Annotated in this window: 14 protein-coding genes and 2 pseudogenes; 6 read left to right on the plus strand and 10 right to left on the minus strand. The window is 71.9% G+C overall.

Annotated features, from left to right (window positions below):
- Positions 1-194 precede the first annotated feature (194 nt).
- The 7 genes and pseudogenes from PV341_RS05765 to PV341_RS05795 form a co-directional block, all read right to left on the minus strand.
- Positions 195-638 carry a DUF937 domain-containing protein gene (locus PV341_RS05765; protein WP_499511973.1) on the minus strand — a complete coding sequence of 148 codons (444 nt, stop codon included), beginning with the start codon at positions 636-638 and terminating at the stop codon, positions 195-197.
- 64 nt (positions 639-702) lie between these two features.
- Positions 703-1092: a D-ribose pyranase gene (rbsD, locus tag PV341_RS05770; RefSeq protein ID WP_499511972.1), complete on the minus strand. Its 390-nt coding sequence runs from the start codon at positions 1090-1092 to the stop codon at positions 703-705.
- Positions 1089-1991 carry a ribokinase gene (gene rbsK, locus PV341_RS05775; protein ID WP_500356916.1) on the minus strand — a complete coding sequence of 301 codons (903 nt, stop codon included), beginning with the start codon at positions 1989-1991 and terminating at the stop codon, positions 1089-1091. Before rbsK ends, rbsD begins: the two co-directional genes overlap by 4 nt.
- A gap of 43 nt (positions 1992-2034) precedes the next feature.
- Positions 2035-2898 (minus strand): annotated as a pseudogene (locus PV341_RS05780) (D-ribose ABC transporter substrate-binding protein); the annotation flags it as partial.
- A 134-nt stretch (positions 2899-3032) separates the two neighbouring features.
- A pseudogene (locus PV341_RS05785) lies at positions 3033-4004 on the minus strand (ABC transporter permease); the annotation flags it as partial.
- Entirely contained in the window at positions 3994-5514 is a 1521-nt protein-coding gene (locus tag PV341_RS05790; protein ID WP_499516839.1) for a sugar ABC transporter ATP-binding protein, read from the minus strand. The pseudogene PV341_RS05785 and the gene PV341_RS05790, both read right to left, overlap by 11 nt.
- Positions 5515-5540: 26 nt before the next feature.
- Positions 5541-6554 carry a LacI family DNA-binding transcriptional regulator gene (locus PV341_RS05795; protein WP_500322826.1) on the minus strand — a complete coding sequence of 338 codons (1014 nt, stop codon included), beginning with the start codon at positions 6552-6554 and terminating at the stop codon, positions 5541-5543.
- A 51-nt stretch (positions 6555-6605) separates the two neighbouring features.
- On the opposite strand from PV341_RS05795, the gene recD2 reads away from it, so the two are divergent.
- From recD2 to PV341_RS05815, 4 genes are all read left to right on the plus strand, one after another.
- Positions 6606-8966 carry an SF1B family DNA helicase RecD2 gene (gene recD2 / locus PV341_RS05800; RefSeq protein ID WP_500356917.1) on the plus strand — a complete coding sequence of 787 codons (2361 nt, stop codon included), beginning with the start codon at positions 6606-6608 and terminating at the stop codon, positions 8964-8966.
- Between the two features lie 131 nt (positions 8967-9097).
- A complete protein-coding gene (locus PV341_RS05805) occupies positions 9098-10387 on the plus strand; it encodes a citrate synthase (RefSeq protein ID WP_500322828.1) in 1290 nt (429 codons plus the stop codon).
- A gap of 424 nt (positions 10388-10811) precedes the next feature.
- Positions 10812-11558, plus strand: a complete 747-nt coding sequence (locus PV341_RS05810) for an SDR family NAD(P)-dependent oxidoreductase (protein ID WP_500322829.1) — start codon at positions 10812-10814, stop codon at positions 11556-11558.
- 220 nt (positions 11559-11778) lie between these two features.
- Positions 11779-12516 carry a DedA family protein gene (locus PV341_RS05815; RefSeq protein ID WP_500322830.1) on the plus strand — a complete coding sequence of 246 codons (738 nt, stop codon included), beginning with the start codon at positions 11779-11781 and terminating at the stop codon, positions 12514-12516.
- A 40-nt stretch (positions 12517-12556) separates the two neighbouring features.
- On the opposite strand, the gene PV341_RS05820 is transcribed toward PV341_RS05815, so the two are convergent.
- A complete protein-coding gene (locus PV341_RS05820; protein ID WP_500356920.1) occupies positions 12557-13219 on the minus strand; it encodes a TetR/AcrR family transcriptional regulator in 663 nt (220 codons plus the stop codon).
- Positions 13220-13338: 119 nt separating this feature from the next.
- Here PV341_RS05820 and PV341_RS05825 point away from each other — a divergent pair, with 119 nt between their 5' ends.
- Positions 13339-15618 (plus strand): MMPL family transporter, encoded by a 2280-nt coding sequence (locus PV341_RS05825; RefSeq protein ID WP_500322833.1) that lies wholly within the window; start codon positions 13339-13341, stop codon positions 15616-15618.
- An 18-nt stretch (positions 15619-15636) separates the two neighbouring features.
- Here PV341_RS05825 and PV341_RS05830 read toward each other — a convergent pair whose 3' ends face one another.
- On the minus strand, positions 15637-15840 hold the full coding sequence (locus tag PV341_RS05830; protein WP_499511963.1) for a MarR family transcriptional regulator: 204 nt from the start codon (positions 15838-15840) through the stop codon (positions 15637-15639).
- Positions 15841-16033: 193 nt separating this feature from the next.
- The gene (locus PV341_RS05835; RefSeq protein ID WP_500322834.1) at positions 16034-16702 is read right to left on the minus strand and encodes a TetR/AcrR family transcriptional regulator; all 669 of its coding nucleotides are present in this window, start codon (positions 16700-16702) and stop codon (positions 16034-16036) included.
- A 59-nt stretch (positions 16703-16761) separates the two neighbouring features.
- Between PV341_RS05835 and PV341_RS05840 the strand changes: the two genes are divergently transcribed.
- Positions 16762-18783: a M3 family metallopeptidase gene (locus tag PV341_RS05840; protein ID WP_500322836.1), complete on the plus strand. Its 2022-nt coding sequence runs from the start codon at positions 16762-16764 to the stop codon at positions 18781-18783.
- Positions 18784-18999 lie beyond the last annotated feature (216 nt).

The following is an 18999-nucleotide window of genomic DNA, read 5'->3' on the forward strand; positions in this document are numbered from 1 at the left end:
GTGTGTCTATGTAGCGTCAAGACCCAGAGGGGGGCCTCGCAAGGGTCTTGAGTGGGGGAGAGCGCGGCACCCGGAGGGGGCTCGGGGTCTCGCGCAGAGGGAGGGGAACGCCAAAGGGGTCCGGCTCAGCCGGACCCCTTTCGCCATGTCCGACCACTTGCCGCCGCTCGCCCGGTCCGCCGCTCCGCCGCGGTTCAGCGTTTCTCGCGGGCCCGCCGGGCCAGCACGGACGCCATCACGGGGATCAGCGTCTCCAGCGCCGCCGTGACCGCCTCGACCGGGAGGCCGGTCCGCTTGGCCACCGCCCGCGCCGCCGGGGCGGCCACCTTGGCCAGGACGGCCGCCAGCACCCCACGGCCCGGTTCCGGTCCCGTACCGCCCTGCACCCCGGCGAAGCCGACGGCGGCCGCGGGCAGCGGCTCGGGCTCGTTCGCGGCCTGCTCCATGGCCTGGCACAGCTCCGCGGTGCCGCCGGGCGTCACCGCGTCGTCGGTCAGCACCCCCGTGATCGAGGCCACCGCGCTCCCCACGACCCGCTGCGCCTGTCCGGCGTCGGTCCCGAGCAGCTCGGTGATCTCCCGGAGCCGGTCGTCCCCCAGCTCCTCCAGCACCTCGTCCTTCAGCGGTCGGTCGCTCATGGTCGGGACGCTACGCGCGAATCGCCCGCCCGGCCCGCCGACCGCAGCCGGACGGATGTACGCGCTAGAAGGGCACGCCGCAGCGCAGGATGACGTTGGCGTACGGCCGGGACTCGCCGGTGCGGACGACCAGGCGGGCCTGCCGGGTGCGGGCCTTGAACTCCTCGTGCGGCACCAGTTCCAGGTCCGGGAAGGCACCGTCGAGCTGGGCGGTCACCTCGGGATTGTGCTCGCGGACCTCCTTGGCCGCGATCGCCCCCTCCACCACGAGCTCCTCCAGCAGGCCGTCGAGGACCTCGGAGAAGGACGGCGTGCCGGCCCGGAAGGCGAGGTCGACGACGATCGGCCCGGGAGGGATCGGGAGCCCCGCGTCGCAGACCACGACCAGGTCGGTGTGGCCCAGCACGGCGAGGGCGCCCGCGAGATGGCGGTTGAGGATTCCGGACTTCTTCACAGCTGACCCACTTCTTCGAGGGTGGGGAAGGATTCCTGCGCACCCGGCTTCGTGACGGCGGCGGCGCCCACCCGCACCGCGAACCGCACGGCGGTCACCAGGTCGTCGCCCGCGCCGAGCCGCCAGGCCAGCGCCCCCGTGAAGGAGTCGCCGGCGCCGGTGGTGTCGACGGCCACCACTCGCGGGCTCGGTATGCGCACGGTGCCGTCGGGCGTCGCGGCGAGCGCGCCCGCTCCACCGAGCGTGACGACCACCGAGCGCGGGCCGAGGGCGAGCAGCCCCGCCGCCCACGCCTCAGGGGTGTCCCCGGCGTCCGCGCCCAGCAGGACGCGGGCCTCGTGCTCGTTGACCACGAGCGGGTCGCAGCCGGCGAGCACCTCCCGGGGCAGTGCCGCGGGCGGCGAGGGGTTCAGTACGACCCGCGTCCCGGCCTCCGTGGCCGTCGCCACCGCGGCGGCCACGGACTCCAGGGGGATCTCCAGTTGCAGCGAGATCACCCGGGCGGCGGCCAGCAGCTCGCGCGCCCCGGTCACGTCCGCCGCGGTGAGCCGGGCGTTGGCGCCCGGCGACACCACGATGCTGTTGTCACCCGAGGGGTCCACGGTGATCAGCGCGACCCCCGTGGGGGTGTCGCCGCCGAGGACGCCGGTGGTGTCGACGCCGGCCGATCTCAGCGAGCCGGTGAGCAGCCGCCCGTGGGCGTCGTCGCCGACCCGCGCGAGGAGCGCCGTGCGCGCGCCCAGGCGGGCCGCGGCGACGGCCTGGTTGGCCCCCTTGCCACCGGGGTGGGTGGCGAGGTCCGAGCCGAGGACCGTCTCGCCGGCCGCCGGGCGGCGGTCGACATGGATCACCAGGTCGGCGTTGGCCGACCCTACGACCAGCAGGTCGTAGCCGTGCATCTGCGTGTTCCCTTCGGGGGTCCTGCCGTACCGGTGCGGTCTGTCAGGAGGAGAAGTCGGCGACGTTCTTCTCGGTGACGACCTTGACCGGAACCTTCACCAGGCTGCCGAGCTTCTCGCCCTTGGCGGCCTTCACCGCGTTCTGCACGGCCAGCTTGCCGAGCTCCTTCGGCTGCTGTGCCACGGAGGCGGTCAGGGTGCCGGCCTTGACCGCGGTGAGGCCGTCGGGGGTGCCGTCGAAGCCGACGACCTTGACCGACTTGCCGGCCTTGTCGCCGAGCGCCTTGATCGCGCCGAGGGCCATCTCGTCGTTCTGGGCGAAGACGCCGGTGACGTCGGAGTGGGCCTGCAGCAGGTTGGTCATGACGTCCAGGCCCTTGGTGCGGTCGAAGTCGGCGGCCTGCTGGGCCACGACCTTGATGCCCGGGTAGGCCTTGATGCCCTCGTTGAAGCCCTGGCCGCGCTCGTTGGCCGCGGAGGTGCCGGCGGTGCCCTGGAGGACCACGACGGTGCCCTTGCCGCCCAGCGAATCGGCCAGGGTCTTGGCGGCGAGCCGGCCGCCCTCGACGTTGTCGGAGGCGACGGTGGTGGCGAGCTCGGCCTTGTTGACGCCGCGGTCGGCCGCGACGACGGGGATGCCGGCCTTGTTGGCGGCCTTCACCGAGGGACCGGCCGCGTCGGAGTCCACCGGGTTGACGATGATCGACTTCACGTTCTGGCTGGTGAAGTTCTGCAGCTGGTTGGCCTGCTGCGACGCGTCGTTCTGCGCGTCGGTGACGGTCAGGTCGACGCCCTCCTTCTTCGCCTCGGCCTGCGCGCCCTCCTTCAGCTGCACGAAGAACGGGTTGTTGAGGGTGGAGACCGACAGGCCCACCTTCACGTCGGAGGACGAGCCGGAGCCGGAGTTGCAGGCGGTCGCGGTGAGCGCCAGGGCGGCGACGGCGACGGTGGTGGCGGAGATGAGCTTGGTGCGCATGGTGGTTCCTTGCTGGTGCGGTGCGGAGAAGAGGAGGGGGGTCTGTGGTGCGCGCGGCAGGGTCAGGCGCGGCGGCGCAGGGTGTCGAGCAGGACGGCCAGCGCGATGACCGCGCCGATGACGACCTGCTGCCAGAAGGCGGAGACCGACAGCAGGTTGAGGCCGTTGCGGAGGACGGCGAGGATCAGCGCGCCGATCAGGGTGCCGGACGCCTTGCCGACGCCGCCGGAGAGGCTGGCGCCGCCGATGACGACCGCCGCGATGGCGTCCAGCTCGTAGCCGTAGGCGGCCTGCGGCTGCGCCGAGGCGAGACGGGAGGCGAGCACGATGCCCGCGACCGCCGCGAAGAGGCCGGACAGCGCGTAGATGATGATCTTCTGGCGCTTGACGCGGATGCCGGAGAGGCGGGCCGCCTCCTCGTTGCCGCCGATCGCGTACATGGCGCGGCCTATGTAGGTGCGGCCGAGGATGATCGCCGTGGCGGCGCCCGCGACGATCATCACCAGGACCGGGACGGGCAGCCAGCCGCCGATGGTGTCGCCCAGGTGGGAGACGGAGTCGGGGAAGGCGATGGGGCTGCCCTGGGAGATGACCAGGGTGAGGCCGCGGCCGATCGACAGCATGGCGAGGGTCGCGATGAACGGCGGCAGCTTGCCGAAGGAGATCAGCAGGCCGCTCAGCAGACCGCTGGCCACACCCGTGGCGACGGACAGCACGACCGCCAGCCACACCGGCAGGCCCGCCGAACTCGCGCTCCAGGCCAGCACCGTCGCGGAGAGCGCCGCGACCGAGCCCACCGACAGGTCGATGCCGGCCGCCACGATCACGAAGGTGGAGCCGAAGGCGAGGATGGCGACGACGGCCGCCTGGACGCCGACGTTGAGCAGGTTCTGCGTGGACAGGAAGTCGCCCGACAGGAACGACAGTGCCACCAGCAGGACCACCAGGGCGCTGAGCGCGCCGTTGTTGAGGAGCACACGGCGCGCCGCGGCGACGCCGCCCGTGTCCGTACTGCTTTTGATCGTGTCAGTGGCCACGGGAGCCCTCCACATCCTTCGTTGCTGTTGTGTTGCCGCCCTCGGCGGGCGCTGTGCCGACGGCCAGGGCCATGACGGAGTCCTGGGTGGCCTCGTGCGCGGGGAGTTCACCGGCGATCCGGCCCTGGGACATCACCAGGACGCGGTCGCTCATGCCCAGCACCTCGGGGAGGTCGCTGGAGATCATCAGCACCGCGTGGCCGGAGGCCGTGAGCTGGTTGACGAGTTGGTAGATCTCGACCTTGGCGCCGACGTCGATGCCCCGGGTCGGCTCGTCGAGGATGAGCACCTTGGTGTCGGCCAGCAGCCATTTGCCGATGACGATCTTCTGCTGGTTGCCGCCCGACAGGGTGCGCACGTGCTGGTGGAGCCCGGCCATGCGGACCTTGAGCTGCCCCGAGATCCGGTCGGCCGCCTTGCGCTGCCCGGCCCGGTCGACGAACCCGGCGCGGGTGGACCGGCCGAGCGTGACCAGACCCAGGTTCTCCTGGATGGTGGCGTCCAGCACCAGGCCCTGGCCCTTGCGGTCCTCCGGCACCAGGCCGATGCCCGCGTCCATGGCGGCGTTGACGTCGTGGCGGCGCAGCCGCTTGCCCAGCACCTCGACCGTCCCGGAGTCGTACGGGTCGGCACCGAAGACCGCGCGGACGACCTCGGTGCGCCCGGCGCCGACGAGCCCGGCCAGGCCGACGACCTCGCCGGCCCGCACCTCGAAGCTCACGTCGTGGAAGACGCCGCCCCGGGTGAGGCCCTCGACCCGCAGCAGGGGCGCGCCCGCTTCGGCGCGCTCGCGCGGGTACTGCTGCTCGATACTGCGGCCCACCATCAGCCGGACCAGCTCGTCCTCGGGGGTGCTCGCGGGCACCTGGGAGACGCTGCGGCCGTCGCGCAGGACGGTCACGCGGTCGCCGAGCGCGGCGATCTCCTCCAGGTGGTGGGTGATGAAGACGATGCCGACGCCGTCCTCGCGCAGCTTGCGCACGATCCGGAAGAGCTTGTCGACCTCCTCGCTGGTGAGCACCGCGGTCGGCTCGTCCATGATCAGGACGCGCGTCTCCAGGCTGAGCGCCTTGGCGATCTCCACCATCTGCAGGCGGGCGATGCCCAGTTCGGAGACCGGGGTGCGCGGGTCGACGTCGACGCCGACCCGGGCCAGCAGGGCGGCGGCGTCCGCGTTCATCTGCTTGCGGTTCACCAGGCCGAGTCGGCGCGGCTGGCGGCCCAGGAAGATGTTCTCGGCGACGCTCAGCGCCGGGACGAGGTTGAACTCCTGGTAGATGGTCGCGATGCCCAGCTTCTCGGCGTCCTGCGCACCATGGATGCGCACCTCCGCGCCGTCGACGAGGATCCGGCCCCCGTCGGGGCGGTTGGCGCCGGAGAGCATCTTGATCAGGGTGCTCTTGCCCGCGCCGTTCTCGCCGAGCAGGACGTGCACCTCGCCTCCGCGCAGGTCGAAGTCGACGCCGTCGAGGGCCACCACACCGGGGAAGACCTTACGGACGCCCTCCATGCGGAGGAGCTCGGGGCTGCTCGTGCTCAACGGGAACTCCCTTCGGACGCGCCGCAGGAGCGGCGGACAACGAGACGGGCGGACACGGTGACCGACGGCGCCGGCCTGCCCTCCACCCGGTCGATCAGCGAGCGCACGGCCGCCCGGCCGAGCTCGCCGGTGGGCTGGGCGATGGCGGTGATCGGCGGATCGGTGTGGAGGAACCACGGGATGTCGTCGAAGGCGGCGAGCGCGATGTCGTCGGGCACGCGCAGGCCGCGGGCGCGGATCTCGTCCATGGCGCCGAGCGCCATCAGGTTGTCCGCGGCGAAGACCACGTCGGGCGGGACCGGCAGGTCCAGGAAGCGGGCGGTGGCCCTGCGGCCGCTGTCCGCCTGGAAGTCGCCCTGGCCTATGTACTCGTCGGGCAGCTCCAGACCGAAGGCGGCAAGCGCCTCACGGAAGGCCCGCACCCGCTCGCGGCCCGTGGTGGTCGCGGCGGGGCCCGCGATGATCGCCAGCCGGCGGTGGCCCAGGCCGTGGAGGTGGGCCACCAGGTCGCGCACCGCGTCGCAGCCGTCGGTGCGGATCACCGGGACGTCGTTGCCGACGCCGGGGATCCAGCGGTCGACGAAGACCATCGGGGTGCCGGAGAGCACCGCGTCCAGGATCAGCGGGGAACCGCCGTCGGTGGGGCTGACCAGCAGCCCGTCGATGCGGCGGTCCAGCAGCGTGCGGATGTGGTGGTCCTGCTGCTCCGGCCGCTCGTCGGCGTTGCCGATGATCACGCTGTAGCCCAGTGCCCTGGCCTCGTCCTCCACCGAGCGGGCGAGCTCGGTGAAGAAGGGGTTCAGCACGTCGCTGATGACCAGGCCGAGGGTCCGGGTCTGGTCGGTGCGCAGCGAGCGCGCCACCGCGTTGGGCCGGTAGCCGAGCTCGGCCACGGCCTCCAGCACCCGGCTGCGGGTGCCCGGGCGGACCGCCGGGTGGTCGTTGAGCACGCGGGAGACCGTCGCGACGGAGACACCCGCGCGTGATGCCACGTCCTTGATGCTCGCCACCCGTCCCACCTCCTCGTGGAATCGATTACAAAGAGGATTGGAATCGATTACATGCTCCAGGGCAAGAGCACGAAACCGGATCGTTACATTCCGGGACCCCGTCGGGCGGAGTTGTCCACAGCCCTCGGCGGCCTGTCGGGGCCGGGCGGTACCGTCGGATCACATCGCAGATCCGGGGAGGTGGCCCGCGCCGTGGGGGAGTTGAGACTGGCCGTCGTCGAGGGCGTCCTCGAACGGATCGCGTACGCCAACGAGGAGAACGGGTACACGGTCGCCCGGGTCGACACCGGCCGCGGTGCCGGCGATCTGCTGACCGTGGTCGGCTCGCTGCTCGGCGTCCAGCCGGGCGAGTCGCTGCGCATGGAGGGCCGTTGGGGCTCCCATCCGCAGTACGGCAAGCAGTTCACCGTGGAGAACTACACCACCGTCCTCCCGGCCACGATCCAGGGCATACGGCGCTACCTCGGCTCCGGGCTGATCAAGGGCATCGGCCCGCGGATCGCCGAGCGGATCGTCGAGCACTTCGGCACCGACACCCTGGAGGTCATCGAGCGGGAGCCCGCGCGGCTGGTGGAGGTCCCGGGCCTGGGCCCCAAGCGCACCAAGCTGATCGGCGCCGCCTGGGAGGAGCAGAAGGCGATCAAGGAGGTCATGGTCTTCCTCCAGGGCGTCGGTGTGTCCACCTCGATCGCGGTGCGGATCTACAAGGAGTACGGGGACTCCTCGATCTCCGTGGTGAAGAACCAGCCCTACCGGCTGGCGGCCGACGTCTGGGGCATCGGCTTCCTCACCGCCGACCGCATCGCGCGGGCCGTCGGCATCCCGCACGACAGCCCCGAGCGCGTCAAGGCCGGTCTCCAGTACGCCCTGTCGCAGGCGACCGACAGCGGCAACTGCTTCCTGCCCGAGGAGCAACTGCTGTCGGACGCCGTGAAGCTGCTCCAGGTGGACACCGGTCTGGTCATCGACTGCCTCGCGGAGCTGGCCGGCGAGGAGGGCGTGGTCATCGAGCCCGTGCCCGCCCCCGACGGCGGTGGCGACCCCGTGCGCGCGGTCTACCTGGTGCCCTTCCACCGGGCGGAGATCTCCCTGGCCGGCTCGCTGCTGCGGCTGCTGCGCGGCACGGAGGACCGGATGCCCGGCTTCCGTGACGTGGACTGGGACAAGGCGCTGACCTGGCTCGCCGAGCGGACGGGCGCGGACCTCGCCCCCGAGCAGCAGCTGGCGGTGCGGCTGGCGCTCACCGAGAAGGTCGCCGTGCTGACCGGCGGCCCGGGCTGCGGCAAGTCCTTCACCGTCAAGTCCGTGGTTGCCCTGGCGCGGGCGAAGAAGGCCAAGGTCGTACTGGCCGCGCCCACCGGCAGGGCGGCCAAGCGGCTGGCCGAGCTCACCGGGGCCGAGGCCTCGACGGTCCACCGGCTGCTGGAGCTCAAGCCGGGCGGAGACGCCGCGTACGACCGGGAGCGGCCCCTGGACGCCGACCTGGTCGTCGTCGACGAGGCCTCGATGCTCGACCTGCTGCTGGCGAACAAGCTGGTCAAGGCCGTGCCTCCGGGGGCCCACCTGCTCTTCGTCGGTGACGTCGACCAGCTGCCCAGCGTCGGTGCCGGCGAGGTGCTGCGCGATCTGCTGGCCGAGGGCGGCCCGGTCCCGTCGGTCCGGCTGACCCGCATCTTCCGGCAGGCCCAGGAGTCCGGCGTGGTGACCAACGCGCACCGGATCAACTCCGGAGCGCACCCGGTCACCCAGGGGCTGGACGACTTCTTCCTCTTCGTGGAGGAGGACGGCGAGGAGACTGCCCGGCTCACGGTGGACGTGGCGGCCCGCCGCATCCCGCGCCGGTTCGGCCTCGACCCGCGCCGTGACGTCCAGGTGCTCGCCCCCATGCACCGCGGCCCCGCGGGCGCCGGCGTGCTGAACGGCCTGCTGCAGCAGGCCGTCACCCCGGCCCGCCCCGACCTGCCGGAGCGGCGCTTCGGTGGCCGCACCTTCCGTGTGGGCGACAAGGTGACGCAGATCAGGAACAACTATGAAAAAGGCGCCAACGGAGTCTTCAATGGAACGGTGGGGGTCGTCACCTCCCTGGACGCCGTGGAGCAGCGGCTCACCGTACTGACCGACGAGGACGAGGAGATTCCTTACGACTTCGACGAGCTGGACGAGCTGGCGCACGCCTACGCGGTGACGATCCACCGGTCACAGGGCAGCGAGTATCCCGCCGTGGTGATCCCTGTCACCACCGGGGCGTGGATGATGCTCCAGCGGAACCTGCTGTATACCGCCGTTACCCGGGCAAAGCGATTGGTCGTGCTCGTGGGTTCGCGCAAGGCGATCGGCCAGGCGGTGCGCACCGTCTCCGCAGGCAGACGCTTCACGGCACTCGACCACCGGCTGGCGCGGGCGGCAAAATAGGCACTGGGTGCCATCATTCGGCTCCCCGACCGACCCCGAGTGCACGTGGCCACGCCAAATGGGGGACAGTAGGGGTAGTCAGGGCACCTACCAACCTCGAAGAAGAGGCACGACGTCGGTGAGGGAATGACGTGAGCGACAACTCTGTAGTACTGCGGTACGGGGACAGCGAGTACAGCTACCCGGTGATCGAGGGCACCGTTGGGGACAACGGCTTCGACATCGGCAAGCTGCGCGCCAACACCGGCCTGGTCACCCTGGACAGCGGCTACGGCAACACCGCGGCCTACAAGTCCGCGATCACCTACCTCGACGGCGAGCAGGGAATCCTCCGCTACCGCGGCTACCCCATCGAGCAGATCGCCGAGCGCGGCACCTTCCTGGAGACCGCGTACCTTCTCATCAACGGTGAGCTCCCCACCGTCGACGAGCTCGCCGCCTTCCGCGGCGACATCACGCAGCACACGCTCCTCCACGAGGACGTCAAACGGTTCTTCCAGGGCTTCCCGCGGGACGCCCACCCGATGGCGATGCTGTCCTCCGTGGTCAGCGCGCTGTCGACCTTCTACCAGGACAGCCACAACCCGTTCGACGAGAAGCAGCGCTACCTCTCGACGATCCGGCTCATCGCCAAGCTGCCGACGATCGCCGCGTACGCCTTCAAGAAGTCGGTCGGCCACCCCTTCGTCTACCCGCGCAACGACCTCGGCTACGTCGAGAACTTCCTGCGGATGACCTTCGCCGTGCCCGCCGAGGAGTACGAGCTCAACCCGGTCGTCGTCGACGCCCTGGACAAGCTCCTCATCCTCCACGCGGACCACGAGCAGAACTGCTCCACCTCCACCGTCCGCCTGGTCGGCTCCTCGCAGGCCAACCTGTTCGCGTCGATCTCCGCGGGCATCAACGCCCTGTGGGGCCCGCTGCACGGCGGCGCCAACCAGAGCGTGCTGGAGATGCTGGAGGCCATCCAGGCCGACGGCGGCGACGTGGACGCCTTCATCCGCAAGGTGAAGAACAAGGAGGACGGCGTCCGCCTGATGGGCTTCGGCCACCGGGTCTACAAGAGCTTCGACCCCCGGGCGAAGATCATCAAGGCCGCCGCCCACGACGTGCTCTCCGCCCTCGGCAAGTCCGACGAGCTGCTGGACATCGCGCTGAAGCTCGAGGAGCACGCCCTCAGCGACGACTACTTCGTCTCGCGCAACCTGTACCCGAACGTCGACTTCTACACCGGCCTGATCTACCGGGCCATGGGCTTCCCGACCACGATGTTCACGGTGCTCTTCGCGCTCGGCCGGCTCCCCGGCTGGATCGCCCAGTGGCACGAGATGATCACCGAGCCGGGTTCCCGGATCGGCCGTCCGCGCCAGGTCTACACGGGCATCGTCGAGCGGGACTACGTCCCGGTCGAGGCCCGCTGACGCGAGCGCCCCGCACACAGAGAAACGCCCCGCGCCGAATCCCCCCACGGGTTCGGCACGGGGCGCTCCTGTTTCCCGGAGCGGATCCCCCCACGGGTCCGTACCGGGCGTTCTTTGGGTGCGCTCGCCCAGCCGGGACCAAGCACCCGGGAGGGCCGCTCAAAGCTCTCCGGGCAGTTCGCCCCGGCATGGCGACCGGGCTGTCCCCCAAAGACAACCCGCTCATCATCTCACCGAGTCCGCCGGGAGCCCGGTGTCTTCGCCGGGTTAGACCCCCTCGTAAACCAAAAGGTTACGTTCCAGCCAGTGTGATCTCGGTCTCGGCTACGCATCTCCTACGCCATCCGCATCATGGCAGACCCCCGTGCCGGTCGCGAAGCCCCCGTCCCGTAACGTGCTGTTCCTCCTCGAGGAGCGGAGCGTGATGTCGCAGAACGCAAGTGTGGGCCGGCACGTCGTGGTGACCGGCGGGGGAACGGGAATCGGCCGGTCGGTGGCCACCCTCTTCGCCGAGGCCGGCGACCATGTGACCATCGTCGGCCGGCGCCGCGAGGTGCTGCGCGCCACCGCCGACGAGCTGCGCTCCCAGCACGGTTACGACGTCACCCCGGTCGTCTGCGACCTCGCCGACCCCGACGACGTGGAGGCGACCCTCGACCGGCTGCCCCGGCGCATCGACGTCCTGGTCAACAATGCGGGCAGCCGGGAACTCGCGATCGGGGCGGGCCCGCACGGGGTGCTGGCCCGCTGGCGCGGCGACTTCGAACGCAACGTCCTCACCGCCGTCCTGGTGACCGAATCCGTACGTGACCGGCTCCCCGAGGGCGGCCGGGTCATCACCGTCACCTCGGTGGCCGCGCTGCGCGGCGGGGGCTCCTACGGGGCCTCCAAGGCCGCCCTGCACGCCTGGAACCACTCCCTGGCGGCCCAGCTCGGCCCGCGCGGCGTGACCTGCAACATCGTCGCCCCGGGCACCGTGGCGGGCACCGAGTTCTTCGGCGCCCGGCTGGACGCCGCCGAGCTGACCCGCAGGGCCGGCCGGACCCTGGTCGGCCGGGTCGGGACGCCCGAGGACGTCGCCTCCGCGGTGGTCTTCCTCGCCTCCCCCGAGGCGGGTTTCATCACCGGGGAGATCCTGCAGTGCAACGGCGGCGAACTGCTCGGCCGCTGAGCTGGCGCACGTGCGTCCCGCGGGGAGTACGCCGGGCGTACTCCCCGCGCCACAGCCGGTCGCTGCGGCCCCGTACCTGAGGATGAGGCGCCCCCGGGAAAACCCTGGGAATGCCCCGATCCCGGCGAAATCGCCTTGCCCCCTCCATCGCGGCCCTGCCAGCGTTGAGGCCTGGGACGGGAGACGGGGGACGGGCCGGGGCGGGAAGAGGGGCGGCCGGATGGACGTTGCACGGATCGTGTCGGCCCTGGACTTCACCGCGGGCCTCGAGGGGTACCTGCGGGACGGCCACGTCATCTGGGCGTACGCGGTGCTCGCTGCCACCACCGCGCCGCCGCTGGTGCCCAACGCGGCGCTCCTGGTCACCGGGGGCGTGCTGGCCGCCCAGGGACGGCTGGACATCGCCCTGGTCCTGCTGGTCGTCGCCGGCAGCGCCCTCCTGGGCGACCTGCTGATCCACCGCACCGGCCGCGCCGTCAGCGGCCGGGTCCTGACCCGGCTCTACCGGCGGCCGCGGCGCCGTGCGCTGCTGGAGTGGGCCAGCGTCCGGATACAGCGGCACGGGATCCCGTTCGTCATCGGCGTCCGGTTCCTGCCCAGCGGGCGGGTCGTCGGCGGCCTCTCGGCGGGCATCGTGCGCTACCCGGCCCGCCGTTACCTGATCGGCGCGGGCGTGGCGGAGGCGGTCTGGGCGACGTACTCGGTGGGCCTGGGTTACTTCGGCGGCCTCGCCATGTCCAACTCGCTGTACGCCGTCGCGCTGGGCCTCGGGGTCTCCCTGGCCGTGGCCGGAATCGGCAGCGTGGCGCAGATGCTCTCCGGGCGCCGTTCGGCCCCGGCGGGTGCGACGTCCCCCGGACGCGTGGTGGCCTCGGGCGGCGCCGCGTCCCCCGGGACGGAAGAGCCGGAGGGGGACGCCCCGCAGGGGAAGCCGGCGGACCGGGCGCTGCGGGGCTGAGGCGCGCCGCCGGGGGAGCGGGGCCGTGCCGGTCCCGGTCTCAGGGGGTCGCGGCGGGGGTGCCGACGGCTTCCGTGATGGCGACGGCACCGGTGCCGACGTGCGGGGCGAGGTAGCCGTACAGCGCGGCCTTGACCTCGCCGATGTACGCGTCCCGCTCGGCGCCCTCGTGCGCCAGGACCAGGGCCAGGCCCGCCTTGAACAGGCCGAAGGCCATCGCGGCCACCCGCGCCCGCTCGGCGGCCGAAAGGGTGGGCGCGCGCAGGCCGAGCAGGGTCTCCACGCGCTCCAGCAGGGAGGTGTGCAGGGTGTCGTGCTCCATGACGACCGTGCCGGGGATGTCGCTGTCGTGGACCAGGGCGAGGAAGGCGGGGTTCTGGCAGTTGAACTCGATCATGGGGGCGACGATGACCTCGAGCATCTCGCGCAGCGGCAGCGAGGCGTTCTCGGGGGTGAACAGCTCCCCGTGCCCCTCGCGCATCCGCTGGTTGAGGATGGCGCCCAGCTCGATGGCGATGGCCTCCTTGTTCGGGAAGAACTGGTACAGCGTGCCAGGGGACACGCCCGCCTCGCGGGCGATCGCGTTCGTGGTGGCCGCGGTGTAGCCCACCTTGCAGAACACGTCGGCCGCGGCCTCCAGCAGCTGCGCCACGCGCCGTTCGCCGCGGGCCTGCCGGCGTCGAGGCTTCTGCTCCTCAGGCACGTGTAATCCCCAATCATGTTTGACAAACGCGAGTGGTCGCTCACATTCTGAAGAAACGCGAGTGATCGCTCGTGTTCGCCATTTTACGGCGGTTCCTCAGGGGAGGGGACACCTCTGTCATGTCGGATGTCAACCGTGAGCGCCCGCCGGGGGGCTGGACCCGGGCGATGACCGCCCGTCCTCGCCTCACCCTGCTGCTGGCGCTGCTGTTCACCGCCCTCGCCGTGGTCGCGGGCAGCGGCGTCGCGGACCGGCTGCGCAGCGGCGGATGGGAAGCCCCCGGCTCGGAGTCGGCCTACGCGGCGGACGCGCTGGAGAGGTACTTCCCGGACTCGCAGCCCAATCTGATCCTCCTCGTCGACGGCCGTGGCGCCGGTGTGGACTCCCCGGAGGTGGCGGCCGAGGGACGGGAGCTCGGTCGCCGGCTCGCGGCGGACGAGGACATCGCCGGCGTCACCTCGTACTGGACGACCCGGGCCTCCGCGCTGCGCGCCGAGGACGGCCGCGAGGCCATGATCGTCGCGCGGATCGGCGGCGACGACGACGCCGTCGCCGCGGCCGTCGAGCGCATCGCCCCCGAATACCGGGGACGGCACGGCGCGGTGGAGGTCAAGGTCGGCGGCATGGCCGCGTTCCGGCACGACCTGCAGACCACGATCCAGGAGGACCTGGCCCGCGCCGAGCTCATCGCGCTGCCGATCACCCTCCTGCTGCTCATCATGGTGTTCGGCAGCGCCGTCGCGGCGGTACTGCCGCTGGGCGTCGGCGTCGTGGCGATCCTGGGCACCAACGCCGTGCTGCGGGGCATCACGACGTTCACGGACGTCTCGATCTTCGCGCAGAACCTCACGACGGCCCTCGGTCTCGGACTCGCCATCGACTACGCCCTGTTCATCGTGCGGCGCTTCCGGGAGGAGCTGGACACCGGGGCCGACCCGCTGACCGCCGTGGGCGCCACGCTGCGCACGGCCGGGCGCACGGTGCTCTTCTCGGCCCTCACCGTGGCCGCCGCGCTCTCCGCGATGTTCCTGTTCCCGCAGTACTTCCTGCGCTCGTTCGCGTACGCGGGCATCGCCGTGGTGCTGCTGGCGGCCGCCGCCGCGCTGGTGATCCTGCCCGCCGCGCTGGTGGTGCTCGGCCACCGGGTCAACTCCCTCGACCTGCGCCGTCTCCTGTCGCGCCGGCGGAGCGGGAAGGCCGGACGGGAGCCGGGCGCGGGCTACGCGCGGCTCGCCCGCCTGGTGATGCGCCGTGCCCCGCTGTTCGCGATCGGCACTGTCGCCGGGCTGGTCCTGCTCGGGCTGCCCTTCCTGCAGGTGCAGTTCGGCACCGCCGACGACCGCCAGCTGCCCGCGACGGCCGAGGCGCACGTCGTGCAGCAGCACATACGCGACGGGTTCCCCGGCAACCCCGGCGGAGAGATCACCGTGCTCGCCGAGGGCCGTCCCACCGAGGCCCAGCTCGGCGACTACAGCGGCAGGCTCTCCGCGTTGCCCGGAGTGGTGGTCGTCGACGGCCCGGCCGGCCAGTACGCGCAGGGCCGGCGGACCGCCGAGCCCGGCCCGGCCGAGGCGGCCAGGGCCACCGACGGCGCGGCGTACCTCACCGTGCTGCCCGAGGCGGAGTCGGTGGACGAGGCGAGCCAGGACCTCGTCGGCAGGATCCGGGCGGTCGACGCCCCCTTCAAGGTCTCCGCCACCGGCACCGCGGCCCAGCTGGTCGACACCAAGGACGTCATAGCCGACCGCCTGCCGTGGGCGGCCGCCCTGATCGCCGCGGTGACCTGGGTGCTGGTCTTCCTCCTCACCGGCAGCGCGGTCATCCCGCTGCAGGCCGTGCTGCTCAACGCGCTGAGCCTCACCGCCATGTTCGGGGCGGTGGTGTGGGTGTTCCAGGACGGTCACCTGTCCGGTCTGCTCGACTTCACCGCGACGGGCAGCATCGAGACCACACTGCCGGTGCTGATGTTCTGCGTCGCCTTCGGACTCTCGATGGACTACGGCGTCTTCCTCCTGTCGCGCATCAAGGAGGAGCACGACCGGACCGGTGACCACCGTGCGGCGGTCGTCTTCGGGGTGCGCCGCACCGGCGGGCTCATCACGGCGGCCGCGGTCATCCTGGCGGTGGTGATGGTGGCCATCGGCACCTCGCGGATCGCCAACACCAAGATGCTGGGCCTCGGGATCGCACTCGCCGTCCTCATGGACGCGATGGTGGTGCGCACCCTGCTCGTGCCCGCCGTGATGCGGCTGAGCGGACGGGCCACCTGGTGGGCGCCGCGGCCGCTGAGGGCGCTGCACGACCGGTTCGGGCTGAGCGAGGGCGAGGGCCCCGGCCGGGCCCCTGTACGGGAGGAGCCCGTACCGGACCCGGAGCCGGAGCCGGCCCGCTCGGGCTGAGCGGCGGCCGGGCCGACGTCAGCCGAACTCCTGGCGTCCGCGGTTCCCGGGGCGCCGGGAGCTCCACAGGCGGATGGTGTCCGCGTACCAGAACGGCTTGCCGCCCTCCACGATGTCGGGGGGCGGCAAGTGCCCGTGCTTGCGGTACGAGCGCACGGTGTCGACCTGCACCCGGATGTGAGCGGCGATCTCGGCGTACGACCAGAGGGTCCGGTCCGTCATCTCCCACGCACCTCCCATGCGCCGGCCTCGGGGGGTGGCCGGCCTCGCCGGGACAACGACATGCGATCAAGGGCGGAAGGGGCTGTTGATCATCTGTGACGCGAAGCCCGCGTAACGGTGACAAACGTGGCGGATGCATGACCGGCCTCCCCGATTGTCGGAGGAACCGTCCGGGTGCGGGAAGCCGCGCCCCTCAGCCCTCGAACCGGGCAGGCAGCGGGGGGACTTCCCCCTCGGCCGCGTCCGCGTCGGCCACCGCCCTCAGACGGTTGAGGATGGCGGTGCCCGCCCGGGTGTAGGCCGCGACGTCGTCGAAGAGCACCGACTGCAGGTTGCCGGTGTCCAGCAGCGCGATCAGCTCGAAGGCCAGCAACGGGATGTCGGCGTCGGCGCACAGCTGTCCCGTCCGCCGGGCCTTCTCGAGGGTGATCTCGACGTAGGTCGTCCACTCCAGCCGGGCCTGGGCGACTACGTCGTGCACCGGCCCGCTGCGCGCGTCGTACTCCGCCGACACCGCCAGCAGGAAGCAGCCGCCCGGGAACACCCGCCGCCGCGAGTAGTCCAGCCACGACTCGCACAGCCGCCACACCCGGGCCAGCCCCGCCGGCAGCTCCCGCGACGGCTCCACCACCTGCCGGATGTACACCTCGCGGGCCGCCCGCACGGTGGCGAGCTGCAGCTCCTCCTTCGACCCGAACAGGGCGAACACCCCGCTCTTGCTGAGCCCGAGTTCGGTCGCCAGCCGGCCCAGCGACAGACCTTCCAGACCCTCGACCGAGGCGATCGCCATGGTGCGGTCCAGCACCAGCCGGCGGGTCTGGTTGCCGCGCTCCACCCGGCCGTCCGTACGCGTAGCTGCCATCCGGGCATCCTAGGGAAGGCCACGTCCGGGCGGCAGGCACCGGGCGTAAGGTCGGTGGCGTGACCTCGACGAATCCCTTCCTCAGCCCGAGCACCCTCCCGTACGAGCTGCCGCCCTTCGCCGACATCCGCGAGGAGCACTACCTCCCCGCCTTCGAGCAGGGGATGGCCGAGCAGCTCGCCGAGACCGAGGCCGTCGCTGCGAACCCCGAACCACCGGGCTTCGAGAACACGATCGTCGCCCTGGAGCGCTCCGGAGACCTGCTGGACCGCGTGTCGAAGGTCTTCTTCAACCGCGCGAGCGCCGACACCGGTCCTGGCATCCAGGAGATCGAGGCGAGGATCAACCCCGCCCTCGCCGCCCACGCCGACGCCATCCACCTCGACCCCGTCCTCTACGGCCGCGTCAAGGCGCTGTACGAGAGCCGCCGGGAACTCGGCCTGGACGCCGAGGCGCTGCGGCTGCTGGAGCGCTACCACACCCGTTTCGTCCGCGCGGGCGCCGAACTCACCGAGGAGGGCCGCGAGCGCCTGAGGGCGCTCAACGCGGAGATCGCGGAAGCCTCCACCGCCTTCGAGCAGAACCTGTTCGCCGACACCAAGGCCGCCGCCCTCGTCCTCGACGGCGCCGACGAACTGGCCGGGCTCTCCGCCGACGCCGTCGCCGCCGCGGCCGCCAACGCCACGGCCCTCGGCCACGACGGCCGGTACGTCCTCAGCCTGAAGAACTTCTCCAACCAGTCCGAACTGGCCTCGCTCGACGACCGTGCCCTGCGCCGCCGTCTGCTGGAGGCCTCGCTCGGCCGCGGCCTGACCTCCAACCGCGAACTCACCGCCCGCATCGCCCGGCTGCGCGCCGAGCGCGCCGCCCTGCTCGGCTACGAGAACCACGCCGCGTACGTCGTCGCCGACCAGACCGCCGGCACCCCCGAGGCCGTGACCTCGCTGCTCGCCCGTCTGGTCCCGCCCGCCGTCGCCAACGCCGAGCGCGAGGCCGCCGCCCTGACCGCCGCCTCCGGGCTGGAGGACTTCTCCGCCTGGGACTGGACGTACTGGTCGGAGAAGGTCCGCAAGGCGGAGTACGACATCGACACCGCCGCCATGCGCCCCTACTTCGAGCTGGACCGGGTCCTCAAGGACGGCGTCTTCTTCGCCGCCGGCCAGGTCTACGGTCTGAGCTTCACCGAGCGCGCCGACCTCGCCGGCTACCACCCCGACGTCCGGGTCTTCGAGGTCTTCAACGCCGACGGCTCGCCCCTCGGCCTCTACCTGGGCGACTACTTCGCCCGCGCCTCCAAGCGCGGCGGCGCCTGGATGAACAGCCTGGTCGACCAGTCCGCGCTCTACGGCCGCAAGCCCGTCGTGGTCAACAACCTCAACGTCGCCAAGCCCGCCGCCGGCGAGCCCGCGCTGCTCACCTACGACGAGGTCAACACCCTCTTCCACGAGTTCGGCCACGCCCTGCACGGCCTGTTCTCCGACGTCCGGCACCCCTTCTTCTCCGGCACGGCCGTCCCGCGCGACTTCGTCGAGTACCCCTCCCAGGTCAACGAGATGTGGGTGACCTGGCCGCAGGTGCTGGCCCACTACGCCCGCCACCACGAGACCGGCGAGCCCATGCCCGCCGAACTCGTGGCCCGGATGGAGGCCGCGGAGCGGTTCGGGCAGGGCTTCCGCACGGTGGAGTACCTGGCGGCCGCCGTCCTCGACTGGGCCTGGCACACCATCCCGGCCGGCCACGACCCCGGCGACGCTGAGGAGTTCGAGGCCGCCGCCCTGAAGGAGGCCGGGCTCGCGCTGCCCGCGATCCCGCCGCGCTACCGCAGCACCTACTTCGCGCACATCTTCGCCCACGGCTACAGCGCCGGGTACTACTCGTACATCTGGAGCGAGGTGCTCGACGCGGACACCGTGGAGTGGTTCAAGGAGAACGGCGGCCTGCGGCGCGAGAACGGCGACACCTTCCGCCGCGAGCTGCTCTCCCGCGGGGGCAGCGTCGACCCGATGGCCGCGTTCGAGGGCTTCCGGGGCCGTGCGCCGCGCATCGAGCCGCTGTTGACGCGCCGCGGTCTGACCGGCTGACCGGCCTCTCCGGGGTCCTTCCCCGGCCGAAGGACGGCGACGGCGTCCGTTCCGTCGTCCCGCCGCTTCCCACCGAGCCGGTGGCCGGCGAGGCCCAACGCCTCGTCGGCCAACCGGCGGTGGGGCCCGGCCGGGCGGGACCGCGGACCCCCGAGGTGCTCCGGGCCGCCCGATCGGACCCTTGGCGCAGACCTATCAGGAATGATCTATACCGGA

The organism is Streptomyces sp. PA03-1a, from assembly GCF_033792805.1.
In the GTDB taxonomy this organism is placed as follows: domain Bacteria; phylum Actinomycetota; class Actinomycetes; order Streptomycetales; family Streptomycetaceae; genus Actinacidiphila.